This is a genomic window from Pseudomonas sp. LBUM920 (assembly GCF_003852315.1).
GTDB lineage: Bacteria > Pseudomonadota > Gammaproteobacteria > Pseudomonadales > Pseudomonadaceae > Aquipseudomonas.
On sequence record NZ_CP027762.1, the window covers coordinates 3,463,214 to 3,480,129 of the forward strand.

Genomic DNA, 16,916 nt, shown 5'->3' on the forward strand with positions numbered 1-16,916 from the left:
CACAAATCCAACACAACTAAAACCCTTTGAAATCAATAGCCTTAAATCAAATGTGTCGAGTGTGTTGGGTGTGTTGGGTTTAAGGGTTCTCGCATAAGAAAAAAATATTGCTGCCGTTTGTTCAAATAACGTCGCCCATGCGCATGCGCGACGCCAAACCCAACACACCCAGCACACAAAGCTGAAAGCCGCGAAATAGAAGGGATGAAATTGTGTTGGGCATCTAAAACCAGCCCAACACATACCCGACACACCCAACACACTTTTAGACGGACTCATGCTGCAGCCGCCTTAATGTGGTCCCAGTTGTCGACGTTCCATCCCGCCAGGCGCGCCGCAGCCCGCCAAGCAACCACCGCTTTGCCCAGGTCGGCCGAGCTGAGTGATGGGGGCAGGGAAGCCTGCTCATCGCGGGGAAAGAAGAACGCCGCGAACTTGCGATTGCTGCCATCCGTCCAGGGGATGGCGCGGGTCTTGTCCACCTCCGAGCTGATGAACAACGAGAACTTCGTCTGACTCATCACATGCTCTTTGTTGCGGTGGCACCACTCTAGGAACATTGCGTAAAGGTCAGTAGACAAACAGGCGCCCCACATATCACGCCCAAGCTCGCCGTATTGCCAGAGGAACAGGAAAGTCTGCCAACTGGCCCGACTCAGTGCCACCAACCGCTCACGCGCGTCAGTGCTTGGCGGCCTGGTGCGCTGGTCGAAGCCGCCCAGGTCAACTGACAACAACCACGCGTACAGCGCCGCGACGCCGCCATTCTCCAGCTCTCGTCCTACTGCCTTCTGGCGCTCAACCGGAAGTGTTTTCATCGGCCAAAGCACCAACATTCGCCGGTCACTGGGCGCGATCGGCCAGGGCATAATCTCGTTGCTGAGGAACGCGGCGTTCATGTGGTTGGCTTCCTCCCAACCGTTGATGAACTTCGATTCCATACGCACCGTCTTGCCGGTCACCAGGTGCTTGATCTTGCCCACCTGGTTATAACGCTGATCACGGCTCACGACCTCTTCGAACACCGCCCACAACTTGCGGCTTTGCCAGGCGTTGAAGTTGCTTTCGAGCTGAGTCTGTCCGACCGTAGCCGCGTACTGTCCATAGAGCAATCCGAAGGCATCGGCGAACAGCAGGCTTTTGCCCGAGCCCTCCATCGTCGAGTGCGCCAGCACCGCCGTATCCATCTTCGCGCCCAAGTGCTGCAACGGGTACGCCAACCACTTCACCAGCCAATCTCGTGACGACTGGTCGTGGTTGCACAGAAATGAAATCAACCACCGCAGGTTCTCGCACGCGGCATCATCGCGCGCCGGCTCCATTGGCAGACCGTCGAACGTGTTGATGTAAATGTTTGGATCCTTGGTCATCGTCGGGTCGAACACGATGTTTTCCACATCGACCACGCGCCGCTCCGGGCTGTTCAACCACATACCGTACATATCGCCGAGGGCCATCTTGACCGCGCCTTCAGCAACCCGCCGCTTCTTTTCCCGGTCCCAAACGTCCTTGGTACCATCGATGTACACGTACCGTTCAATCGGCTCCAGGTTCAGTACACCACCCTTCTTGCCAGCCATCTTGCGGGCTTGCTCGATCTCCTTGACCTTGTCATCCGAGATCAGCTTTTTGCTGGTATCGTCGACCCACTGTTTCGCCAATGGCTTGCCGACGCGAGCCTCAAACGCGGTTTTCTTCATCACCCGCGCCTTGTCGAGATCCCACACTTGCGTGGTGCCTTCGACCAGCACGTAACGCCGCAGCACTTGTTCATAGGTCAGCACCTCTCCCGCCCCCCATCAGCAGCAGGAGCTGCCTTACTTGCCGTCGCACTGGAGTCCTGCTCGCTGGCATCCGCCGATGGGGCCAGGGGAAGATCTTGTGTGGCTGGGCGCGACGCATGCTGCATACCCAACATCCGGGCGGCTACCTTCACCGCCTTCGACTGATCGCCATCGTGGTCCAGCAGGCAAAACACCTCAAACGCGTCATTCTGGTGACCGTTGGCCAACGGATCCGCGCCATGGTGCGAATAGACCTTGCGGTCGGTGACCGTCACACCAGGTAGCCCGGTGCTGCTGTGTGGATACAGCCATTTGTTACCGCGCTTGATGTAATCGTGGGCACGCAACAGCTCTTCCACATCGTGGCATCGGTTGAATTCATCAATCACCGAGGGTTTGCCGTCAGCAGGTGGAGCACGCTTGATAGGTTTCGCGGCGGGCTTCTTCGGTTTCGGAGCCCAAGGGCACGCGGCCTCGGCGCTGCGTTTGAACACATCCCAATTTTGCCAAATGTTCAGCAACTCGTTGGTAAGCACCGGCAGACCATCTGCAGCATTCGGCGGCGTGCGCCAGGTGTACGGCTTGCCAGTGCCCGGGTGAATCGATGGCGGGAACACGTCCTGCACCAGGCCCGCACGAAGTTCAAACACCGTGAAGCGTTTGTATTCCTCAGCCTCGGCTTTCGCAGCAGCCTCGCCTGCAGCATTCCCCTGCTCTTTTGCCGCTTTCGAGCGAGCCATCAACCCCTTGTGAATCGACCCATCGGGGTCTTTCTCATTGGGCCAAGAAAGCGAGTGGCGCGTCAGCTCAATGTCATCCGGCATTTTAAACAGCACGCGGAACCGCAAAGGGTTGCCCACGATGGTCGGATAAACCACTGCCATGGCATCTAGATCGAGGCCCATCTGGTCGAACAATACAAACCGCGCCCACTGCACATCGTCCACGTCCAACGAGCAGACACGGCTAGGCCCGAGCACTACGCCCATGTTGTGATTTGGATTGCGCTGCCAGAAAGTTTCGGCGGCAACCGGGTCGGTGATGTAACCGCCCGGCTTGTTCCAGCCCATGCCCTTCGGCGCTTTTTCGCCAGGGTCAATTGGGACCAGGGCAAGGCTAAAGGTTTCGATGTAGCGGCGAGCCCAGGACGATATCGCTGTGCTGGTGGATTGCTCACTCATCGCCGCCGCTCCCGCAACCCCTGGCAACTGACGCAGGTAGCACAACCCTGGATCGTCTGCTGACGAAGTAACGGGATAGGCTCGTCGCAATCCTCACAGAATTGCGCGCTGAGGGAGCACGTTGGGCGTGGACGGCTCGCCAGTGCGAGCTGTCGGAAATGCTCAGCAGCATCGTTGGCGATATCGATATCATCAGACATTGTCAGTGCCCTCCATAGCCTTGCGCGCACCAGCCATGATGCCCAGCACCTCGCGGATAACATCCATGCCGCGCTGTTCCAGCAGGAGGACTTCGTGGGGTTCCCAGATGTTATCGGCGGCGCCGTCGTGCATGCAGGCCACGAACTGGCCTGACTCCTCAAGCATCTTGCCGACGGCCTTCAACGCATCGGCAGTTGCCGGTACCGGAATTGGCTTGTACCAAACGGCACCCGCCGGCCTTACCAGGGCATCTAACAGGCAAGGATCGGCGGTCAGCCTGATCACCTCTTCCATTTCGTCAGGATCCAGCCAGCGCCGCTCTTCGTCGTGCTTGACCTTCTTCTGCAGGCTGTCGTAATCGAGCACCATGTCCAGCGCCAAAGCAGTCACGCCGCCCCGGTAATCATGGGCCGCGCGGTAGATCGCTTTGCGCAGAGAAAGAACCGGCCCAGTGGCCGGTGATTGATCTGTTCGACTCATAACCGTAAATACCTCTTTTACGGTCTAGCCATAGAAACGGGCACGCCCTATCCTACGACCACGACCGATGTGCATGTGCTGTGTGTCGTCGTAGCCGGGCTGGGGGATCTTTGGTGAGAGGCCTCAGTCCGGCACCTTTTCAAGCTGCCGATTTCAAGCCAGCTGCTTCTTTTTCTTGGGAATAAAGGCTCTCAATAGCTTTTCCAGTTACATACCGAACATCCGCCCCCTTGGCTGCCCGATTAATTGTTGGCTGTGTCGTACCCACACGCTCTGCAATGACGCGCTGGGATAAACCAGTGCTCAGTAACTCCGCGAGCATTTGCTGAATAGTCATATCAATCACCGATGCGCTTTCGCATTGACCGCCACAATACACAAACGTATTGATTGATTCAATACACTTGATGATACGTTTCTGAATCAAGGCAGGAAAAAAGTGATTGGCGATCGCATTGCTCAGCGTATGCATGAGATGAATTTGTCCGAAGGCGAACTTGGCCGGCGCTCTGGCGTTCCCCAACCGACGATACACAGGATTGTGACCAACGCAGTTGCCAGCCCACGCCACCAAAACGTCGAAAAGATTGCAAAGGCTCTCAAGGTCAGCAGCAACTGGCTGTGGAAGGGGGGCGATCAATCAGACCAAGGGGCCAAACAAATTAATGGCGCCGCAGCCGAGGAGCATAATGTTGAGCCGGGCCCAACCATCAAGGGATATGTACCATTGATATCGTGGGTTCAAGCTGGGGCATGGTGCGAAATCACGGACGTTAAAACGCTCGATGATGCAGAGCTATGGCTTCCCTGCGCCGCCTCTCACAGTAACCAAAGCTACGCTTTGCGTGTGAGGGGGCTATCTATGTTCAACCAACACGAGCGCCGCTCTTTCCGCGACGGCGATATAATTTTCGTCGACCCGGCGAAAGAGGCTGAAAATGGATCGCTTGTTATCGCAAAACTAGTCGAAAGCCAGGAAGCGACCTTCAAGCAGCTGGTAATGGAGGGAAGCAGACGCTTTTTAAAACCATTGAATCCTGCGTGGCCGGAGCCAATTATTGAGCTGAGCCAAGACGCCACGATTTGCGGGGTTGTATTCTCCAAGCTCGAAATTTTTTAAGTAGCTATCAGCACGAAGGCACGCTTGATGCGTGCCTTTTTATGCCCAGACCAAAATCAATTCAAATACGTATTGACTGGATCAATACGCATTTGTATCGTTTGCATAGTTACCTCTCACCAAAGAGTACGAACCATGCAAACGACACAGCACAGCAACACCCGCTGCCCGGTCTACCTTCACCCGGCGGCGGCAACCAGCCCCGCCGCCGTAGAACGCATCCAGCGCAACACCGGCCTTCTGGTCATCGTCAATCTGGGTCGCGCCACGATTGCTCCCGCCCCCACCCCCACCCCCTCCGCCATCGCCACCGCCAGCGATGACCTGGGCCCATTGGGAGGCGACGCAGCATGAGGCCTATTCTGATTGGCCTCACTGGCCGCGCCCGCTCCGGCAAGTCGACAGCCGCCGAACACCTGGTTGGCACTTACCTTCTGGAGCACTACGCATTCGCTGATCCGCTCCGCGATGGCTTGATGGCGATCTTCAACCTCGACCCTACCGACTTCGAAGACAATCGCAAGGAGCAGCCACTGGCTTGGCTCGACCGCTCGCCACGTCAGCTGATGCAGTCAATGGGCACTGAGTGGGCACGCAACACCGTGCACCCAGATGTATGGGTAAAGCTCGCTGAACAAAACCTCGATTACATGACGAAGGCGCTGGGCGCGGTGCTGGGCTTCGTCATCAGCGACGTGCGCTTTGAAAACGAAGCGGACCTGATTCGTCGCCGCGGCGGCACGGTCATTCATATTTTTCGGGCCGATGCACCAGCCGTGAACCCTCACGTCAGCGAGGCCGGGGTAGCTGCTCATAAGGATGATCTAACGCTGACTAATTACGGCACGGTCGAGGAGTTCCTGCGCTCGCTGGATAAGGCGTTCCTGATGGTTCGCCGCATCCAGCAACACTCCGAACATCTCACAGCCTGAGGCCGCAGCCATGAACCGCACCCTGGATCAAACCGCAGCTTTGCTCGGGCTCAAGCCCCGCGCCTTCCGCACCAGGTTGCGGGAACTTGGCGTGATCAACTCATCAGGCGACCTGGCCAGCGCCCATCGCGAGCGCGGCTACCTGTTTTCGGACGCTCGCGTTCGCTGGAATCCAATGATCGGCAAGCCCGTGCATTACGCCGTAGTGATGGTCAAGGAAGCCGGCGTTGAGTGGATCGCCAAGAAGCTGGACATCACTATCACCAACAAGGACGCAGCAGCATGAAGACGCCGAACGCCATCAACTCCGCTGTAGGCGCCCTGAAATTGGTGCCGATGTACCTCAACCACCCAACGGTAATCAGCCGCGCCACTCTGATCGGCGCCTCAGCCGAAGCCGTTGAACTGCTGGAGGCATTGCCCTGCGTGTCGGTCGAGCTGGCCGAAGTTTTCCGCTGTGTCGATGCAGTGATCTCCGAAGGCCAGGTCGCTTATGTGACGCCGGTGAAGTGCCCGGAATATCCCTACGGCGCCGTCGTTGCGGACGTCGAAGGCAACGTCCTGGCAGCGGCCAAGGGCAAAAGCAAAGAAGGTCTCGCCGAACTGATCCGCCTCAAGCTGGTGCCCCAAAAGGAGGGGCAAGGGGAGGATTCCGCGTGACAACCACTCTGGACCAACTCCGGCGCCAGTTCGCCACGCCGTGCCCAAGCTTGACCGCCGTGCGTGAACAGTACTTCACGCATATACGTACCGACCGTTACCTACTGAGCGAAATCAAGGCCGGTCGGATCGCGCTGGTGGTTAAGCGGCTGCACTGCTCCGCCCGCGCCAAGCCAGTCGTTTACCTCCACGACCTGGCCGATTACCTCGACGCCCAAGCAACGAAGCAAGCGGCCTGATTCAAACGGTAGCCCCTGCCGATCAGGGGCGACACATCCAATGAGGCACAGCACATGAACACCAAAGCACGTCCCTTTATGGACACCCTGCGCGACATTGAGGCCGGTGGCCTACTGGACGAACTCACCGAAGCCCAGCACAGCCTGATCGACGCCATCCGTATGACCGGCAAGGGCGGCGATCTAACCATCAAGCTCACCTACAAGCCTGATGGCGGCGGCCAGATGACCGTGAAGGCCGACGTTAAGACCAAAGAGCCTGTTCTGGCTCGCGGTACATCTCTGTTCTTCCTTACGCCCGAAGGCAACATCACCCGCCGCGACCCACGCCAGCAGGAAATCCCGCTGCGCAGTGTCGTGGAGGAGCCCGGGCCTGGCGCTTTGCGCCAGGTCAGTCAGTAACACCCGCCCCACCAACCTCTCACCAAATTTTCACCCACTGGAGCACATCCAATGCAACAAGCCCTACAGCACATGGTCACCCTGGCTCAGTCCCTCGGCAAACCAATGGAGGTCCCGGGCATACCTGCGCCGCTGGCACTCGTACCGAACGGGGTCAGCATCGAAAGCCTGGAACACCTGCTGCCCGCACCTTCACGCATCAAGCAGAAGCTCACCGTGCTCGATGCCGAGTCGTTCATCAGCTACGTGAATCGCTTTTCCACTCAGGCCACGGCAGTGTTTTGCAACGGCCCCGAAGGCCGGACTTTCACGGCAGTCATCGACTACCACGATCCGGCCACACCCGCGTGGCGCGATCATGAAGCGACGTATCGCTGCCCGACCACCGTTGAATGGGGCAACTGGAAGGAAAAGGATCGCAAGCGCATGGACCAGGCTACCTTCGCCGAATTCATCGAAGACAACGTGAAAGACATCACTCACCACCCCGAGTATGAGAACACCCCAAGCGCTGCCGACATGCTAGAAATCAGCCGCACCCTGGAAGCCAAGAAGAACATCACGTTCCGACAAGGCACTCGCCTTGACAACGGCCAGGTGCAATTGACCTACAACGAAGAGATCGACGGGCGCGCAGGCGAAGCTGGCCAGTTGCGTATCCCCGAAGAGTTCTTCATTGCGCTCAAGCCGTTCCTCGGCGGCGATACCTTCTGCGTGCCCGCCCGCTTCCGCTACCGCATTCAGGAAGGTCGCTTGGTCATGTGGTACGAACTGGTGCGCGCCGACAAGGTGCTCGAAGAAGCCTACCACGCCGTGCGCGCCAAGATCGAAGGCGACATCACCAACGTGCCGCTCTATGAAGCCACGTTCTAACTAACTCCCTGCAACACCCCGTCGCCGTCCTCTCACCAAAACTGTCCGGCGGCGGGCTCTAATGAGGCGCAGCACATGCAAATCGAAACTTACATCATCGTCGCCGGCCTGCTCGTAGGTTGGATTGCGACAGCGTTTTTCCTTATTAAAGCACGCAAGAAAGCCTTCGCGCGCGGCTTTGATCGTGGCGCCAACCTGGCCCGCGAGCAGAATGCCGCATCGTCAGCCTGCACCCTTGAAGACCACGAACTGATGACGAATGTCACCACGTCACTGCGACTCGCCGTCGAAACTTGGCAAGCGTTCCAAGGCACAGAAATCATGGTCGGCAGGGTGAACAAACAGCGCCTGCAGCTTAGCGCCTTTGCCGCGAAGATGTGGCTGGCGGCCTACCCTGCGCAACTTGATGCGGAGGCATGATGATGGAAGTCCAAAGCGAAACCCTTGCCGATGAAGAACTGGCGACCATCACCGGCTATCAGATCCCCTCCAAGCAGATCCAGTGGTTGACCGAAAACCACTGGGAGTTTGTTCTGACAGGCGCTCGCCGCCCAATAGTTGGCCGGATTTACGCCCGAATGAAACTGTCAGGAGTCAAACCATCCGCTGTTAATACCGTGGCTGAAACATGGTCGCTCGACCTTGCAAAGGTGGGCTGACTGATGCGCCAGAGAAGTAAAGCCAATAGAGATCTGCCACCACGGATGATACGGCGCACCCGCAAGGGTAAGAGTGGAAAGACTTGGACATCGTATTACTACGACGGGAGAACTACCGACGGGAAGCGGAAGGAAATACCACTCGGAACAGACCTCGATCAGGCCAAAGTGGAATGGGCAAGACTGGAGCGCAAGACACCGCCTAAGCCTACCCATCTGATGAGCTATGTATTTGATCGCTACGAAAAGGAAATCATCCCGGGCAAGTCGATACGCACCCAATCCGACAACCGCAAGGAACTCAAGCAGCTAAGAAGAGCATTTGAGGGCGCCCCTATTGAGTCGATCACGCCTCAGGTAGTAGCGCAGTATCGTGACGCAAGGACAGCCAAGGTGAGGGCCAATCGTGAGATCGCCCTGCTCTCCCATGCATTTACCATTGCACGAGAATGGGGGCTGACTGACAAAGCAAACCCTTGCTTTGGCGTTCGCCGCAACAAGGAAAAGCCACGTGACTATTATGCCGGTGAAACCGTATGGAACGCGGTATACGCGGAAGCAGTACAGGAACTCAAGGACGCGATGGATCTGGCCTACCTGACCGGCCAACGTCCCGCTGATGTGCTCAAGGTTGCAGCCACCGACTTGAGCAATGGCTTTTTGCTGATTGGTCAGGGCAAGACCGAAAAACGTCTCCGTCTGCGCTTGGAAGATGACGGAATCCAATCCGGCCTGAGTAGCTTTATCGACGACCTGCAAGAACGCAGAGCCGTCAATGGAATCCGCACGTCAACTTTGATAACAAACGCGTCTGGACTTCGAATGAGCCAGCAGATGTTGCGCAACAGGTGGGACGACGCAAGAGAGAAAGCTGCGATAAAAGCCGCCACTGATGGTGATCCCGCGCTGGCTACTAGCATTAGGCAGTTCCAGTTCAAGGATATCAGGCCGAAAGCCGCTAGCGAAATCGAGTTAGCTCATGCTAGCCGTCTGCTGGGCCACTCAACTGAAGAGATAACAAAGAGAGTTTATAGGCGAGTGGGTGAGGTAGTTAAGCCAACAAGATAATTTTAACTTAGTTAAGATAAATTCAGGCTTGTCTAGAAATCACTCAAAGTAATAAAAAAAATAGTCTGATATCGCACACAATAAACCTATGAACGCGCACGATCCATGTTGATCTGGCTAAAGTAACCGCTTGTTAAAGATGCCCAATAACATTAACTCACTCAACGGGGCGACCTTCTATAAGTGAAAGGATATGCGAAACCATTTTATCGACTTGAAAAGGCTTGGTGAGTACAGACATCCCTAGAGGCAGTTGTTCGCTCCCTATTATCGAGCTCTCAGCATAGCCCGTGATAAACAAAACCTTGAGATCCGAACGAAACACGCGAGCAGCGTCGGCCATCTGACGTCCATTTAGCCCGCCAGGCAAGCCAACATCTGTGATAAGCAGATCGATTCGTAAGTTAGACTGCAGCAGTTTAAGGCCAGCAACGCTGTCTACTGCCTCGATCGAGACGTAGCCAAGATCGTCCAGAATATCTGAAACCAGCATACGAACAGAGGGCTCGTCGTCAACAACTAATACCGTCCCTCCCTTTATCAGCTCCTGGAGATGCAATCCGGGAGACTCGGGTGTATCCGCTTCGACTACTGTTTCGTCATCATAACGGGGAAGGTAAATATGCACCGCTGTGCCATGCCCTTCCTCTGAATTGATACGAACCTGCCCACCTGACTGCTGAGCAAATCCATAAATCATGGACAGCCCAAGACCAGTACCTTCGCCGAGAGGCTTGGTGGTGAAGAAAGGCTCAAAGGCCCGGGATATTACTTCAGGCGACATGCCTACACCCGTGTCAACCACACGGAGTGAAAGGTAGTCTCCAGTCGAGACCTGGTGTAGATGTGAATCTTGCCCATCAATGAACTGATTAGCCGTTTCAATGGTTATTCGACCACCACTAGGCATCGCATCACGTGCATTAATACAAAGATTTAAAAGTGCATTTTCTAACTGTGATGGATCCACCAAGGTAACCCAAAGCCCCGGCGCACTGATGACTTCCACTGTGATACTAGGGCCAACTGTTCGCTGGATCAGGTCCTGCATTCCATCAACGAGCCGGCCGATATTTGTTGGTCTAGGGTCGAGTGTCTGGCGACGGGAAAAGGCAAGTAGCCGATGGGTCAAAGCGGCGGCACGCTTTGATGCATCCTGAGCTACTGCTATATAACGCCCTATATCGCTAAAGCGCTCCTGGCGTAGTCGGATCAGCATGATTTCCAACGCCCCCGAAATGCCAGCTAGCAGGTTATTAAAGTCGTGTGCTAAGCCACCAGTCAGCTGTCCAACGGCCTCCATTTTTTGAGATTGGCGCAGTCTCTCTTGTGCTTTGATCAACTCAGCAGTACGCTCCGCGACGCGCTGCTCGAGCGTATCATTCAAAGCCCGCAGCTCTGTTATTGCGCGATCACGTTCCGCTTCGATAGCTCGCCTACCCTCAACGTCTATGAGAACTCCTGGGAAACGAAGGGGTATACCCTCAGGCGAGTGCTCCACGAAACCATTGGCCTCTAGCCAGTAATAACGTCCGTCATTACGCTTCACGCGATACTGATGTGCGTACGCGCCTCCACGCGTTCTGGCGTCGTGAATGGCAGATGCCAAACCTTGCTGATCATCCGGATGAACAGTGGCCACAATTTGAGCGAAAGGGATGCCCACTCGTCCAAGTGCTGGGTCAAGCCCAAATGCGCTAGCGAACGCTTGGTCGACATTGAAAAGGTCCGTTTGCAGGTCCCAGTTCCACGTTCCTATTATTGCACCTGCATCTAGTGCAAGCTGCACCCTCTGCACGTTTTCTTGCGCAAGGGCTTCGCTAATGCGAAGACGCTCCTCTGCTGTCCGTCGTTCTGTTACATCGATTACAAATCCTGGGAAACTTATCGGTTCTCCTTGTTCATCGTAATCAACTCGTCCGCTCGCGAGCAGCCAATAATATTTGCCGTCTGAGCGCATCACTCGATATTGATGAGAATAAGCACCACCTAGGACGATGGCCCTTTCAATTGCAGCGTCCAAGCTCGGCCTGTCTTCAGGATGAACGTGTTCAAGAACTCTGCCGATGGGGATTTCAACGTTGACCAGGGCTAGATCAAGTCCAAACGCTTTGGCGAATCCTGCGTCTCCGGTGAAACAGTCTCGCTTTGGGATCCAATTCCAGGTCCCAATAACTCCACCAGCCGTTAAGGCGACACTCAGATGCTCTAGGTCCTGACGAGCGCGCGCGTCACGTTCCATTTGTGCATCGGCCGCAGCTAATCTCGAGCGAAGCGCCTCGTTCTCAGATCTCAGATAATCGGTTTCACTAAACTCACTAGTCATTAGAGTTCACTGCGTCGCCCTGCAGGTGGAGAGATTAAGCCGTCATTGAGATTTGTCTTACCGCAGAAGGTTCACACTACTGCGAGTGAAAATAGAGGGCAACCCCCTCATCACTGACCAATACAATCTTGTCGTGGCCAAAATCCCATTCTACTGCCGGCTAGCTAGGTAGCACGCATGTTTCCGTGTCAAGAGTAGTCAGGCTGACTGAGTATTAAATGCGGCTGACAGTTGAGCAGTCGCACCTTAAAAGGACAACTTATTACCGTCTAGTAAGTCATGCATTCTTTTGCGAAAAAGCCCATTTCGTTCAATTTTAAGCCATTTATGAAAGCCTAGCCGCAGAATAATTGAACGCTTGAGCCGTACCCTAAACGCCCTAAATTCATCAATGCCGTGCAGGTTGTTGCGGAAGTGATTCGAAAAGATGCGGAAGCGGTAGGCATATCGCAGCAAATAAAAAACCCCGCAGACGTTAATCTACGGGGTTTCTAAGAGTGGAGGCCGAGGTCGGAATCGAACCGGCGTAGGCGGATTTGCAATCCGCTGCATAACCATTTTGCTACTCGGCCTCAAACGACAAATGCTCTGATCGCTAACATTCACCGCATAAAAACTTGAGTGGGCTATAAAACCCTGCCTCTACTCTAAATCATTGAATACATTGAAGTTTTTAATGCTTCGTTGCGTTCGATGGGCGCCATTATGTACTCATTTGCTTTTACCTGCAACCCCTTGATTTCAAAAATATTTCGTATTGGCATCAAGGGGTTGCGCACCTGCCCTACTCCTCGATGAGCTGTTGCTGATACTGCGAGTCAGCCTGGATCTGGGCGTCGGTGAAGGGCAGCGGGCGCAGTTTTTTCTCGGAGAAGGCGCGGGTCTGGTCCTTCGAATACCCAGAGACAGGGTTGCTGGATTCGGAGAATGCCAATACGCCCATGGCCTGCGGGCCGTGGTCGTCGAAGGTGACGATTTGCAAATAGCTGGTGCCGCTGACGACTTCGCGTTTGCCATCGGCACGTGGCACGGTTTGCATCGCGTTATAGATGCCCAGCTGCTGCGGGCCGCCGTGCATCGGAGTTTGGCCGCTGACTTGGATGTCGCCCCAGCGGGTCAACCCAAGCTGGCCCACCGCCGCCGTCGAGGCCAGCATGGCTTCGCGCAGGGCGTTGGCCACGGGTTCGCGCTCGATGGCCAGCCCACGCGGAGTGGTCAGCGGGTGCGCCGGGTCGAAGGCGACGCGCCAGGCGTCGGGGAGTGCCTGCAGGTGTTCGAACAGATTGATGAAGTGCACCAGGCCGACGCCGCTGTCGAGGTTGGCGTGTTGGTCCCAGTGTTTAAGGCTGGTGCACAGTGGCTGCAATGTTGCCGCATCCGCGCCGAGGCGGTTGGCGCAGAACGCGAGCAGGTCGGGCATGACTTGGCTGGCGAGGTAGACCTCGTTGTCCATGACCATGTTTTGCAGGTCCGTCACCTTGATCGGTTGTTTGGCCAGCGATTGCAGGCGCTGCAGGGCGAATCGGGCGCGCGGTCCCAGGCCGATATGATCCTGGCTGATCACCGGCGAAAACCCGGTCAACGGCGCCTTGGGGTTGGCCATCCACGCTGAATCATTGGCGTGTTGCACGTAGTCGGTGCGTTCCAGCTGCGGCAGGTCGGCGGCGGCGAAGATGCCGGGTTGGGCGGCACGCGGGTCAATGTCCCAGGCACAGGCGCTGTGGGAGCCGTCGAGCACGATCAGTTGCAGGCCGGCGCGCGGGTCACTGCATTGCGCAAGTTTGGCCGCGCTGACGTTGGGTACCACTGACAGGTTCATGTACAGGCTCTGGCCTTGATCATCGGCGGCCAGGGTGTTGACCCACGGGATGCCTTGCAGGGTGTGCACCGAGGTTTGCAGCGCCTTGAGGCTGGTAGCGCGGTTCATGGCGTCCCACTGCTGCAGGACGCGGTCGTTGCCCAGGTTGGCGTCGCGCAGGCTGAAGGCATAGTGGCTGTCCCAATCCAGCTTGCCGGGCCATTGCACCACCGGGCCGAACTGCGAGCTGTACACCGTCTGCGCCTGCGGCCTCAGGCTGCCATCGGCCTGCTTGACCTGCACGGTGACGGAGGTTTTCTCCAGGGGAATGGATTGACCGTCGAGCAGGTAGCGCGTCGAATCCTTGGGATCAAGGGTCAGGCGGTAGAGGGTGAAATGCTTGGACGTGTCGACCGTGTGGGTCCAGGCCACATGCTGGTTGAAGCCGATGTTGATCAGCGGCAAGCCTGGCAGCGCGGCGCCCATCACGTCCAGTTGGCCGGGGATGGTCAGGTGCATCTCATAAAAACGCATGCCGCCCACCCACGGAAAATGCGGGTTGGCCAACAGCATGCCACGGCCATTAAACGAACGATCACGGCCTACCGCGACGGCGTTACTGCCGCGGTCGAGGCTGAAACGCTGCTGGTTGGCCGATGCCTGTTCAAAGGCTTTCAAACCGGGTTTCACACTGGCAGTGGCTTGAGGCGGTGTGGCGCCAGCCAGGGCGTCGGCAAATTGCCCGACACCGCCTTCCACCAGCAGCCTGCGCGTCAGCTTGATCACGTCTTGCGCCACAAGCGGTCGAACCCACGCCGCCTGGCATTGTGCCGGCGCGCCCTGCTCTTTCAGGTAGCGGTTGTAGCCGGCGACGTAGCCTTCAATCCGCTGCTGTATCTGTGGCGTCTGGGCGTTCCAAAAAGCGCTCACCGCTTGGGGTGTATTCAGCCAGGTGAAAAACACATCGCTGACAAGGTTGTTGCGCTCCTCCAGGGTCGCCTGTTCGGGGCCGAAATACTTGGCGCGCTCGCCGCTCACCGTGACCACTTCGTTGGCCAGCAGGCACAGGTTGTCCTGGGCATAGGCGTAGCCGATGCCATAGCCCAGGCCGCGTTCGTCGTTGGCGCGAATGTGCGGCACCCCAAACGTGGTGCGGCGAATGTCCGCCGACGCCTGCGTCACTTGCTCGCGCGCCGACGCGGCAAGACTCGCCCCCAGCAACAGCCCCGCCACGCACACCCTGGACAACCGGTTGGAAATAATCACGCAAGCTCCACAGTCAAATTGAACACCCTCACAAGGGGCAACTACCCCACCGTAAGGACGCAATGAACCGGGAATAATTTAGCCGCCGGACGCGTTTATTTAAGGCGTGCGCGCTGTGACAAAGTCGATACCAACAAAATTTCTACATCCAGCACTTCATGATTTCTGTCGCTCGTTCGTCTTATTAGGTAAGAGCGCCATCATTTTCCTGATCAGGCTCTGATAAGGAGTTTTTTGCATGTACAACTCGCAACTGCCCACGGACGGACATTCACCGGCCGCCGACGCCAATTACGGCAGCGGCGGCGCACACGCGTTCGGCAAAGCGCCCGAACAGCAAGGCAACCAGCGTATACGCCATTTGCTCAAGTGCTTCGGTTTGCGCACCAGCCTGATTCGGCTGAAGGTCATCGACGCCCTCCTCACCGCTGCCGACAACCAGCGCACCCTCGGGGTGCGCGGCGTGCACAGCCATTTGCTGGAGCTGGGCATTCCGTTGTCGTTTCTCAGCGTGCGTGAGGTGCTCAAGCGCCTGTGCAGCGAGGGCGTGATCACCCTCAATGCCGATAAAAGCTACAGCCTCCATGAAGAGGCTGCCAAAGTGCTCGATAGTCGCGCCTGACTGACGCGATCAGAAGTTGGGCTTGACCTTGCGGCGCATGATGCCGTTGATCACTACCACGGTCACCGCCACGGCAATGGCGATGTACTGGAACGTTTTTTCGCTGATGACCCCAGTGTTCTGCAGGTAGGACAGGCCGAACATCGTCCCCAGCACCACAAGGGAAATCAGAATCGAATATTTCAAACGTTGCTTTTGGGTCATGACGGGGTTCCTGAACCTGATAAATGTATCCACTTTGTATCGCCGAACATGCCAAGCACATACCCAGTGACGGGGATGGATGAGGGTCGGCAGGGTCGTATGTTACAGGCGATGAAAAAGTTTGGCTTGTCCCACGCCTGATTGACCTTGTGAGCACCCTAGAGGATTTTCAAATGTTACGTCGAATCACACTGCTGATTCCATTGCTGATCATGCTGAGCATGAGCGGCTGCTTCTTTTTCCCACACGGCGGCGGTGGCGGCTGGCACGATCATCGCTACGACGGCGGCCCAGGCTACGAGCACCGCTGATCGCGCCTGCGCCCCGCTTTCCAGGCCGGAAACCGGGGCGCTCAGCCAGCATGCACCCAGCGCTGATGCAACCAACGCGCAAACGCATCCAGGGCAAAGCCCAACAGCCCGATCAGCAGCACCATGGCCATCAGTTCCGAATAGGCCAGACGGTCCCGAGTGTCGAGGATGTAGTAGCCCAGCCCCGCACTGACCCCAAGCATTTCGCACGGCACCAGTACGATCCACAAGATACCGATGGCCAGGCGCACGCCGGTCAGCACATGCCCCACCACGCCGGGGATGATCACCCGCCGCAAGGTTTCCCAGCGTGTAGCGCTCAAACTCTTACTCAACTGCAGCCAACGCGGGTCCAGCTGACGCACGCCGGCAGCGGTGTTGAGCATGATCGGCCACACAGCCGCAAAGGCCAGCAGGAAATAGATCGGCTGGTCGCCTACGCCCATCAACATCACCACGATCGGCATCCACGACAGCGGCGAAATCATCCGCAGAAACTGGAAAGCCGGCGTGGTGGCCGCCTCCAGGTTGCGCGAACTGCCCACCAGCAGGCCCAGTGGCACGCCTACCCACAACGCCAGAAACAGCCCGACGAAAATGCGTTTCAGGCTGACCGCTATGTGCAGGTACAGCTCGCTGCGCCCGAGCAGTTCCCACAAGCTACTGAAGGTCGCCGCCACTGAAAACCGCGCCGACAAACCGTCGGCGTCGCCGAATACCTTGACGCCCAGCCACCACAAAAACAGCAAGCCTGCCAAGCCACTCAGCCCCAGCAACCAGCCCGGGATTC

Annotated in this window: 20 protein-coding genes, 1 tRNA gene and 1 pseudogene; 13 read left to right on the forward strand and 9 right to left on the reverse strand. The window is 56.9% G+C overall.

The window, feature by feature from the left end:
• Nucleotides 1-275: 275 nt before the first annotated feature.
• The 4 genes and pseudogenes from C4J83_RS16125 to C4J83_RS30775 form a co-directional block, all read right to left on the reverse strand.
• Nucleotides 276-2,965: pseudogene (locus C4J83_RS16125) on the reverse strand (bifunctional DNA primase/polymerase).
• Nucleotides 2,962-3,228, reverse strand: coding sequence for a TraR/DksA C4-type zinc finger protein (locus C4J83_RS16130; RefSeq protein WP_372239273.1), 267 nt, complete (start codon nucleotides 3,226-3,228; stop codon nucleotides 2,962-2,964). Before C4J83_RS16130 ends, C4J83_RS16125 begins: the two are co-directional and overlap by 4 nt.
• Nucleotides 3,158-3,646 (reverse strand): phage regulatory CII family protein, encoded by a 489-nt coding sequence (locus C4J83_RS16135; protein WP_069023708.1) that lies wholly within the window; start codon nucleotides 3,644-3,646, stop codon nucleotides 3,158-3,160. The genes C4J83_RS16130 and C4J83_RS16135 overlap by 71 nt, the downstream gene beginning before the upstream one ends.
• A gap of 139 nt (nucleotides 3,647-3,785) precedes the next feature.
• Nucleotides 3,786-4,118, reverse strand: coding sequence for a helix-turn-helix domain-containing protein (locus tag C4J83_RS30775; protein WP_256593081.1), 333 nt, complete (start codon nucleotides 4,116-4,118; stop codon nucleotides 3,786-3,788).
• A gap of 3 nt (nucleotides 4,119-4,121) precedes the next feature.
• Here C4J83_RS30775 and C4J83_RS16145 point away from each other — a divergent pair, with 3 nt between their 5' ends.
• The 11 genes from C4J83_RS16145 to C4J83_RS16195 all read left to right on the forward strand — a co-directional run bounded on the left by C4J83_RS16145 (nucleotide 4,122) and on the right by C4J83_RS16195 (nucleotide 9,599).
• The gene (locus C4J83_RS16145; protein WP_256660602.1) at nucleotides 4,122-4,766 is read left to right on the forward strand and encodes a helix-turn-helix domain-containing protein; all 645 of its coding nucleotides are present in this window, start codon (nucleotides 4,122-4,124) and stop codon (nucleotides 4,764-4,766) included.
• 135 nt (nucleotides 4,767-4,901) lie between these two features.
• Complete coding sequence (locus tag C4J83_RS16150) at nucleotides 4,902-5,120, forward strand: hypothetical protein (protein ID WP_124417591.1); 219 nt, start codon at nucleotides 4,902-4,904, stop codon at nucleotides 5,118-5,120.
• Nucleotides 5,117-5,698 (forward strand): deoxynucleotide monophosphate kinase family protein, encoded by a 582-nt coding sequence (locus C4J83_RS16155; RefSeq protein WP_124417592.1) that lies wholly within the window; start codon nucleotides 5,117-5,119, stop codon nucleotides 5,696-5,698. The genes C4J83_RS16150 and C4J83_RS16155 overlap by 4 nt, the downstream gene beginning before the upstream one ends.
• A gap of 10 nt (nucleotides 5,699-5,708) precedes the next feature.
• The gene (locus tag C4J83_RS16160) at nucleotides 5,709-5,984 is read left to right on the forward strand and encodes a hypothetical protein (protein ID WP_124417593.1); all 276 of its coding nucleotides are present in this window, start codon (nucleotides 5,709-5,711) and stop codon (nucleotides 5,982-5,984) included.
• Nucleotides 5,981-6,358 carry a hypothetical protein gene (locus C4J83_RS16165; protein ID WP_124417594.1) on the forward strand — a complete coding sequence of 126 codons (378 nt, stop codon included), beginning with the start codon at nucleotides 5,981-5,983 and terminating at the stop codon, nucleotides 6,356-6,358. The genes C4J83_RS16160 and C4J83_RS16165 overlap by 4 nt, the downstream gene beginning before the upstream one ends.
• Complete coding sequence (locus C4J83_RS16170) at nucleotides 6,355-6,597, forward strand: pyocin activator PrtN family protein (protein ID WP_124417595.1); 243 nt, start codon at nucleotides 6,355-6,357, stop codon at nucleotides 6,595-6,597. The genes C4J83_RS16165 and C4J83_RS16170 overlap by 4 nt, the downstream gene beginning before the upstream one ends.
• A 54-nt stretch (nucleotides 6,598-6,651) precedes the next feature.
• On the forward strand, nucleotides 6,652-6,999 hold the full coding sequence (locus tag C4J83_RS16175) for a YfdP family phage-associated protein (RefSeq protein WP_124417596.1): 348 nt from the start codon (nucleotides 6,652-6,654) through the stop codon (nucleotides 6,997-6,999).
• Nucleotides 7,000-7,050: 51 nt separating this feature from the next.
• A complete protein-coding gene (locus tag C4J83_RS16180) occupies nucleotides 7,051-7,872 on the forward strand; it encodes a YfdQ family protein (RefSeq protein ID WP_124417597.1) in 822 nt (273 codons plus the stop codon).
• A 75-nt stretch (nucleotides 7,873-7,947) separates the two neighbouring features.
• A complete protein-coding gene (locus tag C4J83_RS16185) occupies nucleotides 7,948-8,292 on the forward strand; it encodes a hypothetical protein (RefSeq protein ID WP_124417598.1) in 345 nt (114 codons plus the stop codon).
• A 2-nt stretch (nucleotides 8,293-8,294) separates the two neighbouring features.
• Nucleotides 8,295-8,531, forward strand: a complete 237-nt coding sequence (locus C4J83_RS16190; protein WP_124418880.1) for a DUF4224 domain-containing protein — start codon at nucleotides 8,295-8,297, stop codon at nucleotides 8,529-8,531.
• Between the two features lie 3 nt (nucleotides 8,532-8,534).
• Nucleotides 8,535-9,599 (forward strand): tyrosine-type recombinase/integrase, encoded by a 1,065-nt coding sequence (locus C4J83_RS16195; protein WP_124417599.1) that lies wholly within the window; start codon nucleotides 8,535-8,537, stop codon nucleotides 9,597-9,599.
• 157 nt (nucleotides 9,600-9,756) lie between these two features.
• Here C4J83_RS16195 and C4J83_RS16200 read toward each other — a convergent pair whose 3' ends face one another.
• The 3 genes from C4J83_RS16200 to pvdQ all read right to left on the reverse strand — a co-directional run bounded on the left by C4J83_RS16200 (nucleotide 9,757) and on the right by pvdQ (nucleotide 14,989).
• Entirely contained in the window at nucleotides 9,757-11,925 is a 2,169-nt protein-coding gene (locus C4J83_RS16200) for a hybrid sensor histidine kinase/response regulator (protein ID WP_305955557.1), read from the reverse strand.
• Between the two features lie 498 nt (nucleotides 11,926-12,423).
• A tRNA-Cys gene (locus C4J83_RS16205) sits at nucleotides 12,424-12,497 on the reverse strand.
• Between the two features lie 212 nt (nucleotides 12,498-12,709).
• Nucleotides 12,710-14,989: a bifunctional acylase PvdQ gene (pvdQ, locus tag C4J83_RS16210; protein WP_124417600.1), complete on the reverse strand. Its 2,280-nt coding sequence runs from the start codon at nucleotides 14,987-14,989 to the stop codon at nucleotides 12,710-12,712.
• 238 nt (nucleotides 14,990-15,227) lie between these two features.
• On the opposite strand from pvdQ, the gene C4J83_RS16215 reads away from it, so the two are divergent.
• On the forward strand, nucleotides 15,228-15,611 hold the full coding sequence (locus C4J83_RS16215; RefSeq protein ID WP_124417601.1) for a fe2+ zn2+ uptake regulation protein: 384 nt from the start codon (nucleotides 15,228-15,230) through the stop codon (nucleotides 15,609-15,611).
• A 9-nt stretch (nucleotides 15,612-15,620) separates the two neighbouring features.
• Here the strand turns inward: C4J83_RS16215 and C4J83_RS16220 are convergent, their stop codons facing one another.
• Complete coding sequence (locus tag C4J83_RS16220) at nucleotides 15,621-15,815, reverse strand: hypothetical protein (protein WP_053255884.1); 195 nt, start codon at nucleotides 15,813-15,815, stop codon at nucleotides 15,621-15,623.
• A gap of 173 nt (nucleotides 15,816-15,988) precedes the next feature.
• On the opposite strand from C4J83_RS16220, the gene C4J83_RS30520 reads away from it, so the two are divergent.
• A complete protein-coding gene (locus C4J83_RS30520; RefSeq protein ID WP_164487942.1) occupies nucleotides 15,989-16,126 on the forward strand; it encodes a hypothetical protein in 138 nt (45 codons plus the stop codon).
• Nucleotides 16,127-16,167: 41 nt separating this feature from the next.
• On the opposite strand, the gene C4J83_RS16225 is transcribed toward C4J83_RS30520, so the two are convergent.
• Entirely contained in the window at nucleotides 16,168-16,914 is a 747-nt protein-coding gene (locus tag C4J83_RS16225) for an ABC transporter permease (protein ID WP_372239330.1), read from the reverse strand.
• Nucleotides 16,915-16,916 lie beyond the last annotated feature (2 nt).

Coding starts and splice junctions, on each gene's coding strand:
- C4J83_RS16130 (WP_372239273.1), bottom strand. CDS start 3,228: ATGTTATCCGCGAGGTGCTGGGCATCATGGCTGGTGCGCGCAAGGCTA.
- C4J83_RS16135 (WP_069023708.1), bottom strand. CDS start 3,646: ATGAGTCGAACAGATCAATCACCGGCCACTGGGCCGGTTCTTTCTCTG.
- C4J83_RS30775 (WP_256593081.1), bottom strand. CDS start 4,118: ATGCATACGCTGAGCAATGCGATCGCCAATCACTTTTTTCCTGCCTTG.
- C4J83_RS16145 (WP_256660602.1), top strand. CDS start 4,122: ATGAATTTGTCCGAAGGCGAACTTGGCCGGCGCTCTGGCGTTCCCCAA.
- C4J83_RS16150 (WP_124417591.1), top strand. CDS start 4,902: ATGCAAACGACACAGCACAGCAACACCCGCTGCCCGGTCTACCTTCAC.
- C4J83_RS16155 (WP_124417592.1), top strand. CDS start 5,117: ATGAGGCCTATTCTGATTGGCCTCACTGGCCGCGCCCGCTCCGGCAAG.
- C4J83_RS16160 (WP_124417593.1), top strand. CDS start 5,709: ATGAACCGCACCCTGGATCAAACCGCAGCTTTGCTCGGGCTCAAGCCC.
- C4J83_RS16165 (WP_124417594.1), top strand. CDS start 5,981: ATGAAGACGCCGAACGCCATCAACTCCGCTGTAGGCGCCCTGAAATTG.
- C4J83_RS16175 (WP_124417596.1), top strand. CDS start 6,652: ATGAACACCAAAGCACGTCCCTTTATGGACACCCTGCGCGACATTGAG.
- C4J83_RS16180 (WP_124417597.1), top strand. CDS start 7,051: ATGCAACAAGCCCTACAGCACATGGTCACCCTGGCTCAGTCCCTCGGC.
- C4J83_RS16185 (WP_124417598.1), top strand. CDS start 7,948: ATGCAAATCGAAACTTACATCATCGTCGCCGGCCTGCTCGTAGGTTGG.
- C4J83_RS16190 (WP_124418880.1), top strand. CDS start 8,295: ATGGAAGTCCAAAGCGAAACCCTTGCCGATGAAGAACTGGCGACCATC.
- C4J83_RS16195 (WP_124417599.1), top strand. CDS start 8,535: ATGCGCCAGAGAAGTAAAGCCAATAGAGATCTGCCACCACGGATGATA.
- C4J83_RS16200 (WP_305955557.1), bottom strand. CDS start 11,925: ATGACTAGTGAGTTTAGTGAAACCGATTATCTGAGATCTGAGAACGAG.
- C4J83_RS16215 (WP_124417601.1), top strand. CDS start 15,228: ATGTACAACTCGCAACTGCCCACGGACGGACATTCACCGGCCGCCGAC.
- C4J83_RS16220 (WP_053255884.1), bottom strand. CDS start 15,815: ATGACCCAAAAGCAACGTTTGAAATATTCGATTCTGATTTCCCTTGTG.
- C4J83_RS30520 (WP_164487942.1), top strand. CDS start 15,989: ATGTTACGTCGAATCACACTGCTGATTCCATTGCTGATCATGCTGAGC.